Annotated in this window: 18 protein-coding genes and 2 riboswitches; of the genes, 12 read left to right on the top strand and 6 right to left on the bottom strand. The window is 70.5% G+C overall.

Features of this window, described 5'->3' with window-relative positions; all coding sequences use genetic code 11:
- Positions 1 to 52 precede the first annotated feature (52 nt).
- The 10 genes from B7P44_RS00770 to B7P44_RS00725 all read left to right on the top strand — a co-directional run bounded on the left by B7P44_RS00770 (position 53) and on the right by B7P44_RS00725 (position 13,465).
- A complete protein-coding gene (locus B7P44_RS00770) occupies positions 53 to 760 on the top strand; it encodes an SGNH/GDSL hydrolase family protein (protein WP_084899590.1) in 708 nt (235 codons plus the stop codon).
- 149 nt (positions 761 to 909) lie between these two features.
- On the top strand, positions 910 to 1,962 hold the full coding sequence (locus B7P44_RS00765; RefSeq protein WP_084899586.1) for an oxidoreductase: 1,053 nt from the start codon (positions 910 to 912) through the stop codon (positions 1,960 to 1,962).
- Positions 1,963 to 2,141: 179 nt separating this feature from the next.
- Positions 2,142 to 2,537 (top strand): hypothetical protein, encoded by a 396-nt coding sequence (locus B7P44_RS00760; RefSeq protein WP_084906318.1) that lies wholly within the window; start codon positions 2,142 to 2,144, stop codon positions 2,535 to 2,537.
- A gap of 116 nt (positions 2,538 to 2,653) precedes the next feature.
- Positions 2,654 to 2,756: riboswitch (glycine riboswitch) on the top strand.
- A 32-nt stretch (positions 2,757 to 2,788) separates the two neighbouring features.
- A riboswitch (glycine riboswitch) is annotated at positions 2,789 to 2,923 on the top strand.
- 84 nt (positions 2,924 to 3,007) lie between these two features.
- A complete protein-coding gene (gene gcvT / locus B7P44_RS00755) occupies positions 3,008 to 4,126 on the top strand; it encodes a glycine cleavage system aminomethyltransferase GcvT (RefSeq protein WP_084899584.1) in 1,119 nt (372 codons plus the stop codon).
- 104 nt (positions 4,127 to 4,230) lie between these two features.
- Positions 4,231 to 4,611: a glycine cleavage system protein GcvH gene (gene gcvH, locus B7P44_RS00750; protein WP_084899581.1), complete on the top strand. Its 381-nt coding sequence runs from the start codon at positions 4,231 to 4,233 to the stop codon at positions 4,609 to 4,611.
- Between the two features lie 72 nt (positions 4,612 to 4,683).
- On the top strand, positions 4,684 to 7,611 hold the full coding sequence (gene gcvP, locus B7P44_RS00745) for an aminomethyl-transferring glycine dehydrogenase (protein ID WP_084899579.1): 2,928 nt from the start codon (positions 4,684 to 4,686) through the stop codon (positions 7,609 to 7,611).
- 178 nt (positions 7,612 to 7,789) lie between these two features.
- Complete coding sequence (locus B7P44_RS00740) at positions 7,790 to 8,932, top strand: alginate lyase family protein (protein WP_084906316.1); 1,143 nt, start codon at positions 7,790 to 7,792, stop codon at positions 8,930 to 8,932.
- A 27-nt stretch (positions 8,933 to 8,959) separates the two neighbouring features.
- On the top strand, positions 8,960 to 10,348 hold the full coding sequence (locus B7P44_RS00735; protein WP_084899576.1) for an L-serine ammonia-lyase: 1,389 nt from the start codon (positions 8,960 to 8,962) through the stop codon (positions 10,346 to 10,348).
- Between the two features lie 346 nt (positions 10,349 to 10,694).
- Positions 10,695 to 12,398, top strand: coding sequence for a thiamine pyrophosphate-binding protein (locus tag B7P44_RS00730; protein WP_084899574.1), 1,704 nt, complete (start codon positions 10,695 to 10,697; stop codon positions 12,396 to 12,398).
- Between the two features lie 17 nt (positions 12,399 to 12,415).
- On the top strand, positions 12,416 to 13,465 hold the full coding sequence (locus B7P44_RS00725; protein WP_231716636.1) for a glycosyltransferase family 9 protein: 1,050 nt from the start codon (positions 12,416 to 12,418) through the stop codon (positions 13,463 to 13,465).
- Positions 13,466 to 13,501: 36 nt separating this feature from the next.
- Here B7P44_RS00725 and B7P44_RS00720 read toward each other — a convergent pair whose 3' ends face one another.
- From B7P44_RS00720 to exaC, 3 genes are all read right to left on the bottom strand, one after another.
- Positions 13,502 to 14,536 (bottom strand): helix-turn-helix domain-containing protein, encoded by a 1,035-nt coding sequence (locus B7P44_RS00720; protein ID WP_084899569.1) that lies wholly within the window; start codon positions 14,534 to 14,536, stop codon positions 13,502 to 13,504.
- 272 nt (positions 14,537 to 14,808) lie between these two features.
- Positions 14,809 to 15,366 (bottom strand): hypothetical protein, encoded by a 558-nt coding sequence (locus B7P44_RS00715; protein ID WP_084899566.1) that lies wholly within the window; start codon positions 15,364 to 15,366, stop codon positions 14,809 to 14,811.
- 84 nt (positions 15,367 to 15,450) lie between these two features.
- A complete protein-coding gene (exaC, locus tag B7P44_RS00710) occupies positions 15,451 to 16,977 on the bottom strand; it encodes an acetaldehyde dehydrogenase ExaC (protein ID WP_084906314.1) in 1,527 nt (508 codons plus the stop codon).
- 303 nt (positions 16,978 to 17,280) lie between these two features.
- Here exaC and B7P44_RS00705 point away from each other — a divergent pair, with 303 nt between their 5' ends.
- Positions 17,281 to 17,709: a pyridoxamine 5'-phosphate oxidase family protein gene (locus tag B7P44_RS00705; RefSeq protein ID WP_088511393.1), complete on the top strand. Its 429-nt coding sequence runs from the start codon at positions 17,281 to 17,283 to the stop codon at positions 17,707 to 17,709.
- A gap of 16 nt (positions 17,710 to 17,725) precedes the next feature.
- On the opposite strand, the gene B7P44_RS00700 is transcribed toward B7P44_RS00705, so the two are convergent.
- A complete protein-coding gene (locus tag B7P44_RS00700) occupies positions 17,726 to 19,252 on the bottom strand; it encodes an MFS transporter (RefSeq protein ID WP_084899561.1) in 1,527 nt (508 codons plus the stop codon).
- A 148-nt stretch (positions 19,253 to 19,400) separates the two neighbouring features.
- On the opposite strand from B7P44_RS00700, the gene B7P44_RS00695 reads away from it, so the two are divergent.
- Complete coding sequence (locus B7P44_RS00695) at positions 19,401 to 20,285, top strand: LysR family transcriptional regulator (RefSeq protein WP_084899559.1); 885 nt, start codon at positions 19,401 to 19,403, stop codon at positions 20,283 to 20,285.
- A 13-nt stretch (positions 20,286 to 20,298) separates the two neighbouring features.
- On the opposite strand, the gene eutC is transcribed toward B7P44_RS00695, so the two are convergent.
- Positions 20,299 to 21,093, bottom strand: a complete 795-nt coding sequence (gene eutC, locus B7P44_RS00690) for an ethanolamine ammonia-lyase subunit EutC (protein ID WP_084899556.1) — start codon at positions 21,091 to 21,093, stop codon at positions 20,299 to 20,301.
- Entirely contained in the window at positions 21,090 to 22,487 is a 1,398-nt protein-coding gene (locus B7P44_RS00685; protein ID WP_084899552.1) for an ethanolamine ammonia-lyase subunit EutB, read from the bottom strand. Before B7P44_RS00685 ends, eutC begins: the two co-directional genes overlap by 4 nt.
- Positions 22,488 to 22,514 lie beyond the last annotated feature (27 nt).

Raw genomic sequence — 22,514 nt, 5'->3', positions numbered from 1 at the left:
GCAATTGCATCCGCCCCCCAATCCATATAGGGATCGCCACCGGATCGACACCATGGGATACCAGTTCGCCACCGCCGCGCTCGGCCCGCTGCTGCTCGCGCAGGGACGCTACGTGCGCCGCGTCACCCCGCGCCTCGCGGAAGCGGCCGGCCCGCGCAGCGGCGTGACCGGCGACGGCCCGCCGCTGCGCCTGCTCGTGCTCGGCGACTCCGCCGCCGCCGGCGTCGGCGTGACGACGCAGCGCGACGCGCTCTCGGGGCAGCTCGCGAACGCCCTCGCGCCGTTTCGCCGGGTGAGCTGGAAGCTGCTCGCGCGCACCGGCATGACGACGCAGGATCTCGTCGACCAGCTCGCCGCCGAGCCGGCCGAAGCGTTCGACGCGGCCGTCACGTCGCTCGGCGTCAACGACGTGACGGCGGGCGTGCCGCCGGCCCGCTGGCGCGCGGCGCAGGCGACGCTCGTCGAGCTGCTCGCCACGCGCTTCAGGGTCGAGCACGTGATCCTGTCCGCGGTGCCGCCGATGGAGCGCTTTCCCGCGCTGCCGCAGCCGCTGCGGTGGTATCTCGGCCTGCGCGCGAAGCGGCTCAACGCGACGCTTGCCGGCTGGGCCGCGACGCAGCCGCGCTGCACGTTCCTGCCGTGCGCGGTGCCGCTCGAGCCGCACCTGATGGCGTCCGACGGCTTCCATCCGGGCGCGGCCGCGTGCACGTCGTGGGCCGCGCAGGCGGCCGCCGCGCTGCGGCAGCGGCTGGACGACTGAACCGGCGCCTCGCCCCCTGACGTGCGCGCGCGCAAAAATCGCGCCGGATTCAAAACCGCCGTCGTGCCAAAATAGCCGATCGTCATCGCGCCGTTATGGTGCCGTTATGGCGCACCGTCCTCACGTTTCGCTTGTTGCCAAGGAATGCCATGTCGTCATTGCTCAGGATTGGTTTGATGGGTTTCGGTTTCGCCGGCGCGACGTTCCACGCGCCGGTGATCGCGGCGAGCGGCCGCACGCAGGTCGCCGCGATCGCCACCGGGCAGCCGGAGCGCGCGCACGCCGCGTATCCGGACGCGCGGGTCGTGCCCGATCTCGACGCGCTGCTGGCCCTCGACGACATCGAGTGCGTGGTGATCGCCACGCCGAACGACACGCACTTCCCGCTCGCGCGGCGGGTGCTGGATGCGGGCCGCCATGTCGTCGTCGACAAGCCGGTGACGCTGACGTCCGACGAGGCGCTCGCGCTCGCGCGGCTCGCGAACGCCCGCAGCCGCGTGTTCGCGCCGTTCCACAACCGCCGCTGGGACGGCGATTTCCTCACCGTGCGCCGCCTCGTCGAATCCGGCGAGCTCGGCCGCATCACCTATGTCACGTCGCATTTCGACCGGTTCCGGCCGCAGGTGCGCGTGCGCTGGCGCGAGGAAGCCGCGCGCGGCGGCGGCCTGCTGCTCGACCTCGGCCCGCACCTGATCGACCAGGCGCTCGCGCTGTTCGGCCTGCCCGACACGGTGAGCGCGACCGTCAAGACCCGCCGCGACAACGGTTCGGCACCCGACTTCGTCCACCTGCAGCTCGGCTACCCGGACAAGGACGTCGCGCTGCACGCGAGCGCGCTGTCGGCAATCGAGCCGGCGCGCTTCACGCTGCACGGCACGCGCGGCAGCTACCAGAAGTTCGGGCTCGACACGCAGGAAGACCAGTTGAAGGCGGGCCTCACGCCCGACGACGTCGAGTTCGGCGGCGGCAACCTGCCCGGCGTGCTGCGCATGCTCGACGGCGACGTCGAAACCGAGCGCCCGGTGCCGACCCTCGACGGCCAGTACGCGGAGTTCTACCGCGCGCTCGCCGCGTCGATCCGCGAAGGCGCGCCGTTCCCGGTCACGCCGCAGGATGCGGTCGACGCGATGACGATCATCGAGCTCGCCGCGCAGAGCGAGCACGAAGGACGGCGCCTGCCGTTCGTGCGCAAGCCGGTCTGAGCGACCTGAGCCGGCCTCGCCGGCCGCGATCGTGGAACCTTGCCCGTCCCGCTCGATTTCGCCGGAACAATCGGTTACAAATGGCGCGGGAACGAAAGTCAGCGGTGCTCCTGTCTGATGCGTTTCTCAAAAAAGTCGATCCGACACCAAACCGACACCACACCGTCAGGAGAATGTTGATGCAACGGTTGATTCGCGCGGCAGTATGCTGCGCCCTGGTTTCCTCGCTCGCGGCCTGTATCGTCGAGCCGCAGCAGCGTCGCCCGGCGCCGCCGCCCCGCCCCGTGCCGCAGGTCAGCCCGCCGGTGAGTCCGCAACCCAACCCGCAGGTCGTCGCGTACGAGCGGATGCAGCAGATCCAGAACCGGATCGACAACCTGGGCCGCCGGATCGACTCGCGCGTGAACGGCGGCTATTACCCGCCGCCGCAAGGCGCCGCGCTGCATCGCCGGCTCGACGTGATCCGCCAGGAATCGACCGACATGGCCGCGCAGCACGGCGGCGGCCTGTCCGGCGACGAGCAGCGCGTGCTGAACCAGGAACTCGACACCGCGGCGCGCGCGATCGGCGAGTAACGCCAGCCGCACGACCGCGGCCAGACGAAAAACGCGGCGGCGCCCTGCCGCCGCTTGTCGCGAAGCGACATCGATTTGCCCAAATTGACAAGGCTTTCGGGCTCGCGTACAGTCGCCCGCACGCGTCGGGAGAGCGTGTGACCGCGTTGCTGAAACGCCGGTCGCGCCGCCGAAGGGGCACACCCGCAAACTCTCAGGCAAAAGGACCGGCCGCGTCGAAGCATCCCGCCTGCGCACGTCGCAGGCCGCGATCTTCGCACTCTGGAGAGCGGCAGTAGCCCGCTGCGCGTATGCAGCGCGGGCAGGCTGCCCACCGAAGGGGCGCGCGTTCGTAGGGCCATCGCCCGCGGCGCAATCTCTCAGGTATCGAGGACAGAGGGGCACGTACAGCACCGCCCGCCGGCCCAAGGCCGCGGCGGTCGGCACATCGCCGTATTGTCCCGCGCGCAAGCGCCTTGCCTGAGGCCTCGATGACTGCACTCAAACATACCCCGCTCAACGCCGCGCACCGCGCGCTCAACGCCCGCATGGTCGATTTCGGCGGCTGGGACATGCCCGTCAACTACGGCTCGCAAATCGAAGAGCACCAGGCCGTGCGCACCGACGCCGGCATGTTCGACGTGTCGCACATGTGCGTCGTCGATTTCACCGGCAGCCGCGTGCGCGCGTTCTTCGAGCACGCGGTCGCGAACAACGTCGGCAAGCTCAAGACGCCCGGCAAGGCGCTCTACTCGTGCCTGCTCAATCCGCAGGGCGGCGTCATCGACGACCTGATCGTCTATTACTTCACCGAGGAGTTCTTCCGCGTCGTCGTCAACGCCGGCACCGCCGAGAAGGACATCGCGTGGTTCAACCAGCTCAACGAGCAAGGCGGCTACGGCGTCACGATCACGCCGCGCCGCGATTTCGCGATCGTCGCCGTGCAGGGCCCGAACGCCCGTGAAAAGGCGTGGACGACGATCCCCGCCGCGCGCGCCGCGACGAGCGAGCTCAAGCCGTTCAACGCCGCGCAGGTCGCGGGCACGCCGTTCGGCGATCTCACCGTCGCGCGCACCGGCTACACCGGCGAAGACGGTTTCGAGGTGATCGTTCCGGCCGCCCACGTCGAAGCCCTGTGGAGCGCGCTGCAGCAGAACGGCGTGCGCCCGTGCGGGCTCGGCGCGCGCGACACGCTGCGCCTCGAGGCCGGCATGAACCTGTACGGCCAGGACATGGACGACACCGTTTCCCCGCTCGACGCGGGCCTCGCGTGGACCGTCGACCTCACGACGCCGCGCGCGTTCGTCGGCCGCGACGCGCTCGAGCGCGACGGCACGCGCGCCGCGTTCGTCGGCCTGATCCTGCAGAAGGAGAACGGCAAGGCGGGCGGCGTGCTGCGCGCGCACCAGAAAGTCGTCACGCCGCACGGCGAAGGCGAGATCACGAGCGGTACGTTCTCGCCGTCGATGCAGGAGTCGATCGCCTTTGCGCGCGTGCCCGCGGCCGTGCAGATCGGCGACACCGTGCAGGTGCAGATTCGCGACAAGCAACTTCCCGCGCGCGTGGTAAAACTGCCGTTCGTGCGCAACGGCAAGGTCCTCGCTGCGTAACGACCCGGAGGGCCGGGCGGCATGGCGCCCGGCGAACCACACTCGGCGCACCGCCACGGTGCGCCAGAACGAAGAATCACATCCTTTCTATTCAGGAGCATCCGATGAGCAACGTCCCGGCCGATCTGAAGTACACCGACGAACACGAGTGGATCCGCACCGAAGCCGACGGCACGCTGACGATCGGCATCACCGATCACGCGCAGAACACGCTCGGCGACATCGTCTTCCTCGAACTGCCGCCGGTCGGCAAGCAGGTGAAGGCAGGCGACGCCGTCGGCGTCGTCGAATCGGTGAAAGCCGCATCGGACATCTATTCGCCCGTGTCGGGCGAGGTGGTCGCGATCAACGCGGACGCCGTCGATACGCCGGAAGAGGTGAACAGCGACGCGTACGACGTGTGGCTCTTCAAGATCAAGCTCGCCGCCGGTGCATCGACCGACGGCCTGCTCGACGCCGCCGCGTACGCAAAGCTGGTCGGCTAACCCAACTACTCACGAATCGCGCGACGCGCCGGCCCGGCAGCACGGGCGGCGCTCCGCGACTGCAGGATTGCCATGAAGCTCGAACACCCGGACCGCCTGATGAACCGCACGCCCCTCTCGCTCGCCGCGCTCGAAACGCACGACGCGTTCGCCGAACGCCACATCGGCCCCGACGCCGCCAGCCAGCAGGCCATGCTCGACACGCTCGGCTTCGCGACGCGCGCCGCCCTGATCGACGCCGTGATCCCCGCGTCGATCCGCCGTGCCGAAACGCTGCCGCTCGGCCCGTTCGCGCAACCGAAGAGCGAAGCGGAAGCGCTCGCCGCGCTGCGCGCGCTCGCGGACAAGAACCAGGTGTTCCGCTCGTACATCGGCCAGGGCTACTACGACACGCACACCCCGGCGGTGATCCTGCGCAACGTGCTCGAAAACCCGGCGTGGTACACGGCCTATACGCCGTACCAGCCTGAAATTTCCCAGGGCCGCCTCGAGGCGCTCCTGAACTACCAGCAGATGGTCGCGGACCTGACGGGCCTCGCGATCTCGAACGCATCGCTGCTCGACGAGGCAACCGCCGCGGCCGAGGCGATGACGCTGCTGCAGCGCGTCGGCAAGCCGCAATCGAACGTGTTCTATGTCGCCGACGACGTGCTGCCGCAGACGCTCGAAGTGATCCGCACCCGCGCGCTGCCGGTCGGCATCGAGGTCAAGACCGGCCCCGCCGCCGACGCCGCGCAGTCGAACGCGTTCGGCGTACTGCTGCAATATCCGGGCGTGAACGGCGACGTGCGCGACTACCGCGCGCTCACCGAAGCGATCCACGCGGCCGGCGGCCACGTGGTCGTCGCGGCCGACCTGCTCGCGCTCACCGTGCTGACGCCGCCCGGCGACTGGGGCGCGGACGTCGCGGTCGGCAACTCGCAGCGCTTCGGCGTGCCGATGGGCTTCGGCGGCCCGCACGCCGCCTACATGGCCGTGCGCGACGAATTCAAGCGCCAGATGCCGGGCCGCCTCGTCGGCGTGACCGTCGACGCGCAGGGCAAGCCCGCGCTGCGTCTCGCGCTGCAGACGCGCGAACAGCACATCCGCCGCGAGAAGGCCACGTCGAACGTGTGCACCGCGCAGGCGCTGCTCGCGATCATGGCGAGCATGTACGCGGTCTACCACGGCCCGCACGGCCTGAAGACGATCGCGCTGCGCGTGAACCGCATCGCGGCGCTCGTCGCGGCCGGCGTGAAGCAGCTCGGCTTCGCGACCGTCAACGACACGTTCTTCGACACGCTGACGATCGACACCGGCGCGCGCACCGCGCAGATCCACGAATTTGCGAGCGCGAAGCGCATCAACCTGCGCCGCGTGAGCGCCACGCAGGTCGGCGTGTCGGTCGACGAGACGACGACCCGCGGCGACCTCGCCGATCTCCTCGCCGTGTTCGCGCAGGCAGCGGGCGGCACCGCACCGGACGTCGACGCGCTGGACGCGGGCCTCGCCGGCGTCGCCGCGCTGCCGGCCGGCCTCGAACGCACGAGCGCGTACCTGACGCACCACGTGTTCAACCGCCACCATTCGGAAACGGAAATGCTGCGCTACCTGCGCAGCCTGTCGGACAAGGATCTCGCGCTCGACCGCTCGATGATCCCGCTCGGCTCGTGCACGATGAAGCTGAACGCGACGTCGGAGATGCTGCCCGTCACGTGGCCCGAATTCGGCCAGATCCACCCGTTCGCGCCGGCCGAGCAGACCGTCGGCTACCGCGAGATGATCGACCAGCTCGAGCAGATGCTCGTCGCGGCCACCGGCTACGCGGCCGTGTCGCTGCAGCCGAACGCGGGCTCGCAGGGCGAGTACGCGGGCCTGCTGGTCATCCACGCGTACCACGCGTCGCGCGGCGAGAGCCACCGCGACGTCTGCCTGATCCCGGCGTCCGCGCACGGCACCAACCCGGCGTCCGCGCACATGGCCGGCATGAAGGTCGTGGTGGTCGCGTGCGACGCGCAGGGCAACGTCGACATCGCCGACCTGAAGGCGAAGGCCGACGAGCATTCGAAGGACCTCGCGGCGATCATGATCACGTATCCGTCGACGCACGGCGTGTTCGAGCAGAACGTACGCGAAATCTGCGAGATCGTGCATGCACATGGCGGCCAGGTGTACGTCGACGGCGCGAACATGAACGCGATGGTCGGCCTGACCGCGCCGGGCCAGTTCGGCGGCGACGTCTCGCACCTGAACCTGCACAAGACCTTCTGCATCCCGCACGGCGGCGGCGGCCCGGGCGTCGGCCCGGTCGCGGTCGGCGCGCACCTCGCGAAGTTCCTGCCGAACCAGCGCTCGACCGGCTACGCGCGCGGCGAGGAAGGCATCGGCGCGGTGTCGGCCGCGCCGTACGGCTCGGCGTCGATCCTGCCGATCTCGTGGATGTACATCGCGATGATGGGCGCGAAGAACCTGACCGCCGCGACGGAAACCGCGATCCTCAACGCGAACTACATCGCGAAGCGCCTCGCGCCGCACTACCCGGTGCTGTATTCGGGCCCGGGCGGGCTGGTCGCGCACGAGTGCATTCTCGACCTGCGCCCGATCAAGGAGTCGAGCGGCATCAGCGTCGACGACGTCGCGAAGCGCCTGATGGACTACGGCTTCCACGCGCCGACGATGAGCTTCCCGGTGCCGGGCACGCTGATGGTCGAGCCGACCGAATCGGAATCGCAGGAGGAGCTCGACCGCTTCATCGCCGCGATGATCGCGATCCGCGAGGAAATCCGCGCGGTCGAGGAAGGCCGCGCCGATCGCGAGGACAACCCGCTGCGCCACGCGCCGCACACGGCCGCCGTCGTCACCGCGAACGAATGGCCGCACGCGTACTCGCGCGAGCAGGCCGCGTACCCGGTCGCGTCGCTCGGCACGAACAAGTACTGGCCGCCGGTCGGCCGCGCGGACAACGCCTATGGCGACCGCAACCTGTTCTGCGCGTGCGTGCCGATGTCGGAATACGCGTAACGCGCGCGTTGGTTCCGGCCGGGCCCGGCCAGGTCAGGCCTGGCCAGGCCCGGCCGATGCCGCACCGCACGCAACCGCCCGGTTGCGTGCGGTTTTTGCCCTGGAAGCCGAACCGGCTCACGTTCGTCCCCCAATCCGGCTAACATCACACGCGATCCAGCCAATGAAGGAGTTCCGCATGGTGCGTCTGATGTTCCCGGGCCGCGAATCACGGCACATGCGGCGGCGCATGCGCGCCCGCACGTTCGTGCCGACGCTCGTCGCGTCGCTGTCGCTCGCCGCCGCCGGTCTCGGCGCGTCGGGCGCGGCGCGCGCGGCGATGAATTTCTGCGCGGCACCCGCGCTGCAGTCGAGCGAGACGACCCAGGCCGAGCCGGGCGTGCAGGCGCTGGTCCGCGGCGTCGACGCGCATCTCGGCGAGCAGCCGAAGGCGCTGCCGCGCGTGCACACGGAAGGCACGCTGCCGCACGAAGGCCTGTACGACCAGAGCGTCGCCGCGATGAAGGACATGGACCTGATGCGCGACGCGGCGCTCGCATGGCGCGTGACCAACGATCCGCGCTACCTGCAGTTCGTCGACCGCTTCCTGTCCGCGTGGGTCGCGACCTACCAGCCGAGCTTCAACCCGATCGACGAGACGCGCTTCGAGAGCCTGATCCTGGCCTACGACATGACCGCGAGCGCGCTGCCGGTGAAGACCCGCAACGCCGCGTCCGCGTTCATCGCGAAGCTCGGCGCCGGCTACGTCGCGCAGATCGACGCGCAGAAGCGCCCGCTCGCCGGCACCTGGCGCAACAACTGGCAGAGCCACCGGATCAAGCTGATCGCGCTGTCCGCGTTCACGCTCGGCGACCGCAAGATGATGAATGCCGCGCAGCGACTGTTCGTCGAGCATCTCGCCGACAACATCGCCGCGGACGGCACGACCTACGACTTCACGGAGCGCGATGCGCTGCACTACGCGGTCTACGACCTGCAGCCGCTCGTGACCGCCGCGCTCGCCGCGCGCCGCTTCAACCGCAACTGGCTGCGCGAAAAGGGCGCGAACGGCGCGACGCTCGCCGCGGCGCTCGACTGGCTCGCGCCGTACGCACGCGGCGAGAAAACGCATGAGGAATTCGTGCATTCGCCGGTCGCGTTCGACGCGAAGCGGCGCGAAGCCGGCCTTCCCGGCTACACGGGGCAGTGGGACCCGAAAAACGCCACCGAACTCTTTCATCTGGCCGCGCGGCTCGACGGGCGCTACGCCCGCATCGCGCAGCAGCTCTCCCCGACGCCGCCCGCATGGCTAGCCGCGTGCTTGCCGCTGCAGGCGCGCTAGAATTCTTACAGCAAGGCAGGAATCAAAATGGCAGTCAGCGTGTTTGACCTCTTCAAGATCGGCATCGGCCCGTCCAGCTCGCACACGGTCGGCCCGATGCGCGCCGCGCTGATGTTCGTCCAGGGCCTCGAGCGCGACGGGCAGCTCGACGCGACCGCGCACGTGAAGGTCGAGCTGTACGGCTCGCTCGGCGCGACCGGCAAGGGCCACGGCACCGACCGCGGCGTGATGCTCGGCCTGCTCGGCGACGCGCCCGACACCGTCGATCCCGAAACGATCGCCGCCCGTCTCGAAGCCGTGCGCACGTCGAAGACGCTCGCGCTGCTCGGCAAGCATCCGGTTCCGTTCGTCCTGAAGGAGCACATCGCGTTCTACCGCCAGGCGCTGCCCGAGCATCCGAACGGGATGAAGCTGCGCGCGACCGACGCGAGCGGCGCGGTGCTGGTCGAGCGCACCTACTTGTCGGTCGGCGGCGGCTTCGTCGTGACGGCCGGCGCGCCGAACACCAAGGTGCTGAGCGCCGCCGAGCAGATGACGCATCCGTTCACCAACGCGGCGGAACTGCTCGCGCTGACCGAGTCGACCGGCAAGTCGATCGCGCAGCTGATGTGGGAAAACGAGCGCGCGTGGCACACCGAGGAAGAAACCCGCGACGGCCTGCTGAAGATCTGGAGCGTGATGCAGTCGTGCGTGTCGCGCGGCTGCGGGATCGGCAACCCGGACGCGGACGGCAACCTGCCCGGCCCGTTCCAGGTCAAGCGCCGCGCGCCGCAGCTGTACCGCACGCTGACGGGCAGCCCCGAGCGCGCGCTGCAGGACCCGCTGTCGATGATCGACTGGATCAACCTGTACGCGATCGCGGTCAACGAGGAAAACGCGGCCGGCGGGCGCGTCGTCACCGCGCCGACCAACGGCGCGGCCGGCATCATCCCGGCGGTGCTGCATTACTACACGCGCTTCACGCCGGGCGCGAACGAACAGGGCGTGATCGACTTCCTGCTGACGGCCGCCGCGATCGGCATCCTGTACAAGCTGAACGCGTCGATCTCCGGCGCGGAAGTCGGCTGCCAGGGCGAAGTCGGGGTCGCGTGCTCGATGGCGGCGGGCGCGCTCGCCGCGGTGCTCGGCGGCACGCCGCGCCAGGTCGAGAACGCGGCCGAGATCGGCATGGAGCACAACCTCGGCCTCACCTGCGACCCGGTCGGCGGGATGGTGCAGATCCCGTGCATCGAGCGCAACGCGATGGCGTCGGTGAAGGCGGTCAACGCGGCGCGCATGGCGCTGCGCGGCGACGGCACGCACTACGTGTCGCTCGATTCGGTGATCAAGACGATGCGCGAAACCGGCGCCGACATGAAGACGAAGTACAAGGAAACGTCGCGCGGCGGGCTGGCGGTGAATATCGTCGAGTGCTGAGCGCGTCGGGCGACACGGCCCGGGAACCGCCGATCCTGAATATCCGGGTCGTATGCATGCGTATCGGACAGGCATGTCCGATACGCGCTCCCTGATTTCTTCCACGCACAACTCAAATCCATCTGTACGCATCGTTCACCCTCTCCCGTCGTTGCGCGTTGACGGGTTATTGAGCGGCATCCGCATTCACGACGAAAGCCGGCGCGTGCACATCGCCCAGTCGGCACCGTCGCCTGGCGCGACGAGCGACCCGGTATTCCCGGACACCCCCCGCGTTCCGACACTTTTCACCCGCCCCCGAACCGGCGTAAGCTGTACGTCCCGCTACCCAGGGAGACGGCATCTCATGTCGCATTCCGAGGATTTCGAGCCGCGCGGCGTCAACGGCGCACGCCTGCTCGTCGATGCGTTGCTCGCCAATCACGTCGAACGCGTGTTCTGCGTGCCGGGCGAGAGCTTTCTGGCCGTGCTCGATGCGCTCGCGGACCACACCGCGCGCCTCCAGACGGTCGTCTGCCGCCACGAGGCGGCCGCCGCGAACATGGCGGAGGCGGCCGGCAAGCTGACCGGCCGCCCCGGCGTCGCGTTCGTCACGCGCGGGCCCGGCGCGACGCACGCGTCGATCGGCGTGCACACCGCGTTCCAGGATTCGACGCCGATGATCCTGTTCATCGGCCAGTGCGCGCGCGAGCACATGGACCGCGAGGCGTTCCAGGAAATCGACTACCGCCGCATGTTCGGCCAGATGGCGAAATGGGTCGCGCAGATCGACGACCCGCGCCGCATCCCTGAATACCTGAGCCACGCGTTCCACGTCGCGATGTCGGGCCGGCCGGGCCCGGTCGTGCTCGCGCTGCCGGAAGACGTGCTGTCCGACGCGTGCGCGCCGCAGCCGGTCGTGCCAGCCGCGAAGCGCGTCGCGGCCGCGCCGTCCGCCGCGCAGATGGACGAGCTGCGCGAGCGGCTCGCGCGCGCCCAGCGGCCGCTGGTCGTCGTCGGCGGCAGCGGCTGGACGATCGACGCGTGCGCGAACCTGCGCACCTTCGTCGAGCGCTGGCAACTGCCGGTCGCGTGCGCGTTCCGCTACCAGGACACCTTCGACAACGCGCATCCGAACTACGCGGGCGACGTCGGGCTCGGCATCAATCCCGCGCTCGCGCGACGCATCCGCGAGGCCGACCTGCTGTTCGCGCTCGGGCCGCGCCTCGGCGAAGCGACGACCGGCGGCTACACGCTGCTCGACATCCCGAAGACCCGCCAGACGTTGATCCACGTTCACCAGGGCGCGGACGAACTCGGCCGGGTCTACGCGGCCGACCTGCCGATCGTGTCCGGCATGCCGGAGATCGCCGCGCCGCTCGCCGCGCTCGAACCGCCGGCATCGCCCGCGTGGGCCGGCAGCGCGGCCGACGCGCACCGCGCGTATCTCGACTGGCATGCGCCGCTGCCGATGCCCGGCGACGTCCAGCTCGGCGACGTGATGGTGCAGCTGCGCGAGCGGCTGCCGCACGACGCGATCCTGACCAACGGCGCGGGCAACTACGCGATCTGGCTGCACCGGCACTTCGCGTACCGCCATTTCCGCTCGCAGGTCGCGCCGACCAGCGGCGCGATGGGGTACGGCGTGCCCGCCGCGCTCGCCGCGAAGTCGCTGTATCCGCAGCGGGCGGTCGTCGCGCTCGCCGGCGACGGCTGCTTCATGATGGCCGGCAACGAGCTGGCGACCGCGATGCAGTACGGGCTGAACATCGTCGTGATCGTCGTCAACAACAGTCATTTCGGCACGATCCGCATGCATCAGGAGCGCAACTACCCGGGACGCGTGCACGGCACCGGGCTCACGAACCCGGATTTCGCCGCGTATGCGCGCGCGTTCGGCGCGCACGGCGAGACGGTCGAGCGCACCGCCGACTTCGCGCCCGCGCTGGACCGCGCACTCACCTGCGGCCTGCCCGCGTTGATCGAGATCCGCGTGCCGCAGGAAGCCTGCACGCCGGCGGCGACGCTCGAACAGATCCGGGAGCAGGGGCGCCGCGCGCGCGGCGCGTGACGATGGACGTGTGCGCCATGCCGGCCGGAACCGCGCTGTCACCTGACGAAGCGCTCGTCTGGCCGGGCACGCTGCTCGCACCGGACGGCACGCTCGTCGCGCCCTACGACCTCGAGCGGAGCCATGGCTGCGCCGTCGGCCACGTGCCGGCCGCCCCCGCGCTGGGCCTGCTGCACGCGGCGACCCAGCCGTTCCGGTTCGACTACGGCGGCGCGCCGCACGTGCACGTGATCAACGGCATGGGCGTCACGCTCGGCGATTCGGTGATCGGCCTGACCGCGCTCGCCGCGTTGCGCGACGCGCACCCCGGGCTGCGCTTCACGCTGTACCGCCCAGCCTGCGCGCCGCGCTATGTCGACGAGTTGTATGCGCTCGCGGCCGACGTCGTCGCGCCGTTGCGTGCGTTGCCGTGGCCGGCTGACGCGCTGCCGGCCGCGACGCGCTGCATCGATCTCGGCAATCACCTGTACTGGCCGGATTTCGCGCGGCTGCCGATGATCGACTTCTTTCTCGCCGCGCTCGGCGCGGACCCAGCGGGGCTGCCCGCGTCGGCCAGGCGCAACCGCTGGCTCGCACGCTTGCCGCTCCCCGCGCTGCCCGATGCGTGGCGGCGGCCGTACGCGCTGTTCTGCCCGAGCGCGACCACCGCGGTGCGCAGCGTGCCGCCGGCGTTGCGCGCCGCGTTCGTCGACCGGCTCGCGCGGCGCTACCGGCTGCCCGTGGTCGGCTTTGGGCCGGTCGCGCATCCCGCGTATGTCGACGCGAGCGGATTCGCGCGCGACACTGCGGCATTCATCGCATGGATCAAGGGCGCAAGCGTGCTGTTCGCGCCGGACACTGCCGCGGTGCATCTCGCGGACGGCTTCGACGTGCCGACGCTCGCGTGCTTCACGACGATCGCGCCGGCGCTGCGCGTGCGCGACTACCCGCATTGCGTGCCGGTCGCGCTCGACGTGCCGGACGCGCTGCGCGGGGTGCACCGCAGCGAAGCGCCGGACGACCTTGCGGCGGTCGAGGCCGCCTATCGCGCGGTCGATTGGGATGCGGTCGGCTGGCCGGTAATTTGACCCACGCCGCCGCGCCCGGACGCCGTTACGCCACCATTACCCCGCAGCGACCATCGTCACGCCGTCGCGCAGCGTCTCCGACGGCCGCTTGCCGAACATCCGCCGGTAGTCGGTCGCGAACTGGCTCAGGTGCCAGAAGCCCCACGCCTCGGCGACATCCTGCACGGACCCCACCGCGCGGCCGCACAGGTCGCGCCGCGCGCCGTTCAGCCGCAGCGTGCGCAGATAGGTCGCGGGCGCCATCCCGAGCACGTCCTGGAAGCAGTACTGCAGCGTGCGGCGGCTCACGTGCAGCTGTTCGCACAGCTCGGGCACGCCGACCGGCCGCGAGCGGTGCGCGAGCACGTAGTCGCGCGCCTGCTCGACGATCCGGCGCCGTCTCGACAGCGCCGTGCCGGCCGCGCCGTCGGCGGGCAGCGCACACACGTCGAACAGCGCCGCGAGCACCTCGGCCTGCAGGTCGTTGCGCTGCGGGTCCGGCAGCGGCGCGGCGGCGGCCGCCGCGTCGTCGAGCCGCGCACCGAGCAGCGCGCACAGGCGCGTGAGCCGCGCCTCGCCGACCTGCATCACGCTCTGCGCGGGCAGCCGGTCGTCGAGCCCGCAGCGCTCGACCTGCTCCGCATACCGGCGCAGCACGTCGCCGCGCACGACGACGCCGTAGATCGAGAACTGGGCGGGCGTCAGCAATTCGAATTCGACGTTGCCGGGCCGGAACGCGAGCGCGCCGGCGTCGATCCGGTGCGCATCGACGCGCGCCGCGCCGTCGCGCACGAGCGGGATGCCGAACCAGTACGCATCGCCGCGCACCTCGCACGCCTGGCGCAACATGTGGCTCGTCGATTCGCGGAACAGCTTCATCGTGTCGAGCGGCAGCTCGGTCAGCGTGCCGACGAAGCGGCCCGCCGCGAGCTGGTCGTAGGTCTGCCGCCAGCCGATCAGGTTGCGCGCCTGCTCGTCGGCGTCGTGTGCGACGCTGACGACGGCCTGCCCGGCCGGCGCTTCGCCGCCTTGCGCATTGCACCGCGTGTCCTCGGCCGTCGGCTCGGCGGCACGCTCCACTCGTTCACTCATCGTGTTTCTCCTTCAACCGCCCGGAACCGCGCATGACACGCAAGTCCCGTGCCGAATCGCGGACAGGCTGTGCGATCCGGCTCAAGCCCGTCATTCAACGACGGCGCGCCCGGACGCGCAATGCGTACTGACCGCGATGCCGCCCGACGCGCACCCGGCTGGTGCAGCCGCGCGAGCGCCGGTGCGTCGTGCGCAGCCGAGCCCGACGCGGTTGCCCGCTCGCCCCGCCACATCGGAGAACTCGCGGACGACGCGCCGGATCACGCGCCGGGTCACGCGCCGCCTCCCGGCCGCAGCCGCACGACGCGCGTGCCGCAATTCCCGTACGCCTGCCGGACGGTCAGCTCGACGATCGGGCAGCCCGCCGGCCACGGCGTCGCGCCGCCGTCGCACGGGTCGTTGCACACGACCGCCCGACCGTTGACCCGGTACCGGATGCCGCGCAGGAAATCGACGAACAGCAGCCCGACCCCGTTGCCGTCGCATTGCGCGGCGCCGATCCGGCCGCCATCGCCCTGCCCGGCCGGGCGCGGCAACGCGAAGCGCAGCGTCCTCGTATCGAGCACCGTGACGACCGGCAGCCATTCGCCGTGCGCGTCGCGCATCGATTGCACGATGTCGCAGGTCACGGGCGCGTGGCCGCCGCCCCCCACGCCGACGAACATGAACGGCTGCGTCTCGATGAAATGCCGCACGCCGATGCTCAGCCGCGTCGTGACGACGTCGCGCATGTGCTCGGCTTCGTCGACGACGCCGAAGCGGCGATGCGCGTCGAGCTCGCCGTCGTGAAACACCGGATCCCGCGAAGTCGGTCGAATCGGTTCCGCCATGTCGGCTCCTCGGGGGACGCGCCGGCGCGGACTGACGCGCGCCGGCGCGCGAACGCAAACGGCGCGCGCCCGCCCCAGCGGCGATCAGAAGAACCCGAGCGCCTCGGCCTGGTAGCTGACCAGCAGGCACTTCGTCTGCTGGTAGTTCGACAGCGCCGTCTTGTGCGTCTCGCGGCCGATGCCCGACTGCTTGTAGCCGCCGAACGCCGCATGCGCGGGGTACAGGTGGTAGCAGTTGGTCCACACGCGGCCGGCCTCGATCTCGCGGCCCATCCGGTACGCGCGCGTGCCGTTGCGCGTCCACACGCCCGCGCCGAGGCCGTAGAACGTGTCGTTCGCGAGCTCGATCGCTTCCTGCTCGTCCTTGAACGTCATCACCGACGCGACCGGCCCGAAGATCTCTTCCTGGAACACGCGCATCTTGTTGTTGCCGAGCAGCATCGTCGGCTTCACGTAGTAGCCCGCGCCGAGGTCGGCCGCCGGCGCCGTGCGCTCGCCGCCCGTCAGGCATTGCGCGCCTTCGCCGCGGCCGATGTCGATGTACGACAGGATCTTGTCGAGCTGCTGCTGCGACGCCTGCGCGCCGATCATCGTCTGCAGGTCGAGCGGATGGCCGGCCTTGATGCGCTCGACGCGTGCGACCGCCTTCTCGATGAAGCGCTCGTAGATCGACTCCTGGATCAGCACGCGCGACGGGCAGGTGCAGACCTCGCCCTGGTTCAGCGCGAACATCGCGAGCCCTTCGAGCGCCTTGTCGAGGAACGCGTCGTCCTGGTCGAGCACGTCGGCGAAGAAGATGTTCGGGCTCTTGCCGCCCAGCTCGACCGTCGACGGGATCAGGTTGTCGGCGGCGGCGCGCAGGATGTGCTTGCCGACCGGCGTCGAGCCCGTGAACGCGATCTTCGCGATGCGCTTGCTGGTGGCGAGCGCCTCGCCGGCTTCCTTGCCGAAGCCGTTCACGATGTTGATCACGCCCGGCGGGAACAGGTCGCCGATCAGCTCCATCAGCACGAGCACCGACGCGGGTGTCTGCTCGGCCGGCTTCATCACGATGCAGCAGCCGGACGCGAGCGCCGGCGCGAGCTTCCACGCGGCCATCAGCAGCGGGAAGTTCCACGGGATGATCTGGCCGACGACGCCGAGCGGCTCATGGAAGTGGTACGCGACCGTGTTGTCGTCGATCTCGGAGATGCCGCCTTCCTGCGCGCGGATGCAGCCCGCGAAATAACGGAAGTGATCGACGGCGAGCGGCAGGTCGGCGGCCATCGTCTCGCGCAGCGGCTTGCCGTTGTCGATCGTTTCCGCGACGGCGAGCAGCTTCAGGTTCTTTTCCATCCGGTCGGCCGCGGCGAGCAGCAGGTTCGCGCGCTCGGTCACGGACGTCTTGCCCCACTGGCGGCGCGCGGCATGGGCCGCGTCGAGCGCGATCTCGATGTCGTCGGCGCCGGAGCGCGGAATGCGGCAGAACGGCTGGCCGTTGATCGGCGACACGTTCTCGAAGTATTCGCCCTTGACCGGAGGCACCCACTTGCCGCCGATGTAGTTGTCGTATTGCTGGCGGTACGGGTATTCGACGTCGAGGCCCAGTTGTTTCAGGTCGAAGGGGTTCATCAGTGTCTCCTGTTTGTGATGCTTGTCGGAATGCAGCACCGGGTGGTTGCGCGTGTCGGATAACGCAACATGCATGCCAAAGGAGCGGCGGACGGACGGCACGGCCGCGCGCCGTGCGCGACGCCGGATGTGTCGCAGGGGACTGCTCAAAAACGGAACACCGCGCCCGGCCTGCGCTCCGCGATTCGTTCGGAATTTCAACAGCGCCGGCGCACTGCCATGCGCACGCGCGCGGCAGCGGCACGGTGGCATGCCGCTTGCGTCCGCGTGTCGTGCGCCCCTGCGCGTTCATCGAGCGAGCCAATGAATCGTCCCGGTCCCCTTTCCGCCGACGCGATCGCGTTCATCCGCGAGCAGGCGTTCCTGATCGTCGCGACCGCCAATGCGGCCGGCGACGCCGATTGCTCGTACCGCGGGCGGCAGCCGCGCGGCGACGGCACGTTCGAGCCGCTCGTCGACGCGCCCGATCGGGGCACGCTCGTGCTCCCCGACTTCGCGGGCAACAACCTGTTCAACACGCTCGGCAACCTGCTCGTGAATCCCGGCATCGCGCTGCTGTTCGTCGACTTTGCGCGCCAGACGACGTGGCGCGTGCAGGGCCGCGCAAGCATCGATGAAGACGCGCGCCGCTGGGCGCACATCTGGCCGGCGGCGCAGCGCTACGTCGTCGTCGCGGTCGACACCGCGGATCGGCGCACGGATGCCGGGTTGCCGATGCTCGTTCCGGCCTAGCACGGGCTTACTCCAGTTACGCCGATTCCGCGCGCCGCCCGCCGAGAAACACGAACACGACCGCCGCGCACAGCAGCGTGACGACGGCCAGCCCGATCAGCAGATGATCGAACGCCTGCGCGTAGCTGTGCCGCAGCACCGCGGCCCCGGCCTGCGGCCACGCGGCCGCCGCGCCGCCGAGGTCGCCGGTCGCGAGCCGGGCGGACGCGCGGACGATCGCGTCGGGCGTCACGCCCGCCACGGCCCCCACGGACGTCGCGCGCAGCCCCGCCTGCGCGAGCGTCGCGAGCACCGCGCCGGCGATCGCGAGCGCGATGCCCTCGCCCGCCACCCGCGTCGTGCTGAAGATGCCGGTCGCCATCCCGGCCCGCTCCTTCGGCACGACGCTCACCGACAACCCGTCCATCAGCCCCCACGGCATTCCGGCGCCGACGCCGATCGCGAGCATCGGCGCGATCGCCGCCGGTCCCGCGCCGTGGCGCAATGCGACGCCCAGCCACACGAGCCCCGCCGCCGCGATCACGAGCCCGACGGCGGAAATCACGCCGGCCGACAGCCGGCGCGCGAGCGTCGCCGCGACGAGCGGCACGACCAGCATCGGCGCGGAGATCGCGAGCATCAGCCAGCCGGCGTCGATCTCGCTGAAGCCGTCGATGCCGATGAAGCGCAGCGGCAGCACGACGAGCAGCACGATGTAGCAGCAGCAGGTCGACACCGGCAGCACCTGCACGCCGACGAAGCGCGGGATGCGGAACAGCGACAGGTCGAGCATCGGCCGCGCGACGCGGGTCTCGATCGCGACGAACGCGGCCGCGAGCAGCGCTGCGCCGGCCAGCAGCACGATGACGAGCGGGCTCGTCCAGCCGCGCTCCGGCGCCTCGATCACGCCGAACGTGAGCAGCGTCAGCGCGGCGGTAAACGTGACGGTGCCGGGCCAGTCGAGCCCCGTCGCGTGCGGGTCGCGCGACTCGCGCATCCGTGGCAGCCCGAACGCGAGCGACAGCGCGCCGGCCACCGCGCCCGTCACGAAAATTGCGCGCCAACCGTAGCGCTCGATCAGGCAGCCGGCCAGCACCGGGCCGAACGCGAGGCCGACGCCGAACGTCGTGCCGAGCAGGCTGAACGCGCGCGTGCGCGCCGGGCCGTCGAACTCCTGCGCGAGCGCGGCGGTGCCGCCCGCGAGCGCCGCCGCGGCGGCCACGCCTTGCGCGGCGCGCAGCAGGTCGAGCGCGACGATCGACGGCGCGAACGCGAGCGCGACCGAGCACAGCGTGAACGCGGCGACGCCGATCGCGAACACGCGCTTGCGGCCGAACTGGTCGGCGAGCGCGCCGGCGGCCATCAGGAAGCTGCCGAACGCGAGCATGAACGCGTTCGTGATCCAGTTCAGCGCGACCGGCCCGCCGTGCAGGTCGCGGCCGATCGCGGGCGTCGCGACCGCGCCGCCGGAAAAGCTCAGCGGCAGCGCGACCGCGGCCGCGCACACGGCGGCCAGCACGAGCGTGCGGCGGTGCGCCGACGCGGCGGAAAACGTGTGGTCCATCTCTCGCTCCTCGAAGACTCGGCGCACCCGCGCCGTGGAAGCGACACACGATAATTCCGATTCAATCGCCGAAAAACCACGCCGAGCTCCGGATATAGCGGACTAGAATTCCTGAATTGCAACGTCAAGACCCGCATCCGGAACCTCGATGAACAACCTGAACGGCATCGTCGCGTTCGTGCGCACCGCGGAAACGCTGAGCTTCGTCGCGGCCGGCCGCGCGCTCGGCATCTCGGCGTCGGCGGTCGGCAAGACGATCGCGAAGCTCGAACAGTCGCTCGGCGTGCGCCTGTTCAACCGCACCACGCGCCGCGTCACGCTGACCGACGAGGGCCGGCACTTCTTCGAGCGCTGCCAGCGCATCCTCGAGGACTTCCGCGACGCGGAGGCGACCGTGACCGCGTCCGCGCAGCGGCCGCGCGGCAAGCTGCGCGTGAGCCTGCCCGTGATCGGCTACCGATTCCTGCTGCCGGTGCTGCCGGAGTTCAAGCGGCACTATCCGGACGTCGAGCTGGACCTCGATTTCAACGACAGGATGGTGGACGTCGTCGAGGGCGGGTTCGACGCGGTGATCCGCAGCGGGCCGCTGTCGGATTCGAGCCTGATGTCGCGGCGGCTCGGCCCGTTCGGGTTCGTGCTGTGCGCGACGCCCGCGTATCTCGCGCAGGCGGGCACGCCGCGCGTGCCGCGCGAGCTGGAGGCGCACGATTGCGTGCGCTACTGCTTCCCGACCACGGGCAAGCTGCAGGACTGGGCGCTCGCGGCCGACGACGGCACGCCGCTGAAGCTGCGCACCGCGATGACCTGCAACAACATGGAGGCGCTGCGCGGCGCGGTGCTCGCGGGCCTCGGCATCGGCTACATGCCCGACTTCCTCGCGCGCGACGCGCTGGCGCACGGCGCGCTCGTCACCGTGCTCGACGACTACCGGATCGCGCCGGGGCAATTCTCGATCGTGTGGCCGTCGAGCCGGCAGCTGTCGCCGAAGCTGCGCGTGTTCGTCGACTTTCTGTGCGAGCGGCTGTTCAGGTAGCGGCGCGCCGCCGTCACGCCGCGCCGATCCGCTCCGCCTCCGCCTGCGGCAGCAGCGCGTCGCTGTCGTCCTTCAGCCCGACGCCCGTCAGCTGGAGCCTGCGCGCATGCGTCATCAGGTAGTGCAGCTTGTGCGCGGCCGCGTCGTACGGCAGCCCTTCCGGCCGCACGTTCGAGATGCAGTTGCGCAGCGCGTCGTGGCAGCCGACCTTCGGCGCCCACGTGAGATAGACGCCGAGGCTGTCCGGCGAGCTCAGCCCCGGCCGCTCGCCGATCAGCATCGCGACGAGCTTCGCGCGCAGCAACTCGCCGATCTCGTCGCCGAGCGCGACGCGCGCCTGCCGCGCGACGACCACCGGGCCGATCCGCCAGCCGTCCGCGTCGAGCCGCGGCCGTACCGCCTGCAACAGCGGCAGCGCCTGCTTCGCGGCCGCGAACGCGGACAGCCCGTCGCCGACCACGAACACGATGTCCGGCGCATCGTCGAGCGCCGCGCCGTGCGCGGCAAGCCGCGCGCGGTCGTCGTCGGACAGCTTGCGGCCGAGGTCGGGCCGGCGCAGGTAATGCTGGCGATCCGGCGCGGCGCTCTGCACGCCGAGCGTCGGCAGCCCGGCCGCCTCCTCGATCTTGCGACGCAGCGCGTCCGCGTCGAGCGGCTGGTGCACCGCGTCGCGCGCCTGCGCGTGCGACAGGTTGAACGCGAGCAGCGGCGCGGTCGGCAGGCTGTTGCCCGCGCGGCCGAGCGCGATCCGCGCGTTCGTGAACGACTTCAGCTGCCCCCACGGGTTCTTTTCGACGGCGTCGCTCATGCTGAAAGCCCCATCCACTCGTTCGCGCCCGCGAGCAGCGGCACCCGCGCCGACGCCGCGCGCAGCACGCCGTGCGCGTCGGCGATCTCCATCGTCTCCAGCCATTCCTCGAACTCGGGCGCGCGGCGCAGGCCGAGCACCTCGCGCACGTACAGCTGGTCGTGGAACGACGTGCTCTGGTAGTTCAGCATCACGTCGTCCGCGCCCGGAATCCCCATGATGAAGTTGATGCCCGCCGCGCCCAGCAGCGTCAGCAGGTTGTCCATATCGTCCTGGTCCGCTTCCGCGTGGTTCGTGTAGCAGATGTCGCAGCCCATCGGCACGCCGAGCAGCTTGCCGCAGAAGTGATCCTCGAGCCCCGCGCGGATGATCTGCTTGCCGTCGTACAGGTATTCGGGCCCGATGAACCCGACCACCGTGTTCACGAGGAACGGCTCGAACTTGCGCGCAACCGCGTACGCACGCACCTCGCAGGTCTGCTGGTCGACGCCGTGGTGCGCGTTCGCGGACAGCGCGCTGCCTTGGCCCGTCTCGAAGTACATGAGATTGTTGCCGACCGTGCCGCGCTTGAGCGACAGCGCAGCCTCGCGCGCCTCGCCGAGCAGCGCGAGCGAGATGCCGAAGCTCGCGTTCGCCTTTTCGGTGCCCGCGATCGACTGGAACACCAGATCGACCGGCGCGCCCTTCTCGATCGCCGCGATCGTGTTGGTCACGTGCGTGAGCACGCACGACTGCGTCGGCACGCGGTAGCGCTCGCGGAAGCCGTCGATCATCGCGAGCAGCTTCACGATCGCGGCGAGGCTGTCGGTGGCCGGGTTGATGCCGATCATCGCGTCGCCGCAGCCGTACATCAGCCCGTCGAGCATCGACGCGGCGATCCCCTTCACATCGTCGGTCGGGTGGTTCGGCTGCAGCCGCACCGACATCCGGCCCGGCAGCCCGACCGTGTTGCGAAAGCGCGTGACGACGCGGCGCTTTCGTGCCGCCGTGATCAGGTCCTGGTTGCGCATCAGCTTCGACACGGCCGCGACCATCTCCGGCGTGAGGCCCGGCGCGATGCGCTCGAGCGCCGCGCCGTCGGCCGCCGGCGACAGCAGCCAGTTGCGGAAGTCGCCGACCGTCTGGTGCGAGATCTCCGCGAACGCGTGCGCGTCGTGATCGTCGACGATCAGCCGCGTGACCTCGTCGTCTTCATACGGAATCAGCGCTTCGCTCAGGAACGCCTTGAGCGGCACGCCCGCGAGCGCGATCTTCGCGGCGACGCGCTCCTCCTCGCTTGCCGCCGCGACGCCGGCGAGCTGGTCGCCGGAACGCAGCGGGCTCGCCTTCGCGAGCAGCGTCTTCAGGTCCGCGAAGCGGTAGGTGCGCGAACCGATCGTCTCCGTGTAGGACATCGTGCGAGTCTCCTTGCCAAAAGCCGA

Source organism: Burkholderia ubonensis subsp. mesacidophila (genome assembly GCF_002097715.1).
Classification (GTDB): Bacteria; Pseudomonadota; Gammaproteobacteria; order Burkholderiales; family Burkholderiaceae; genus Burkholderia; species Burkholderia mesacidophila.
This window is presented reverse-complemented; position numbering and strand designations above follow the sequence as displayed.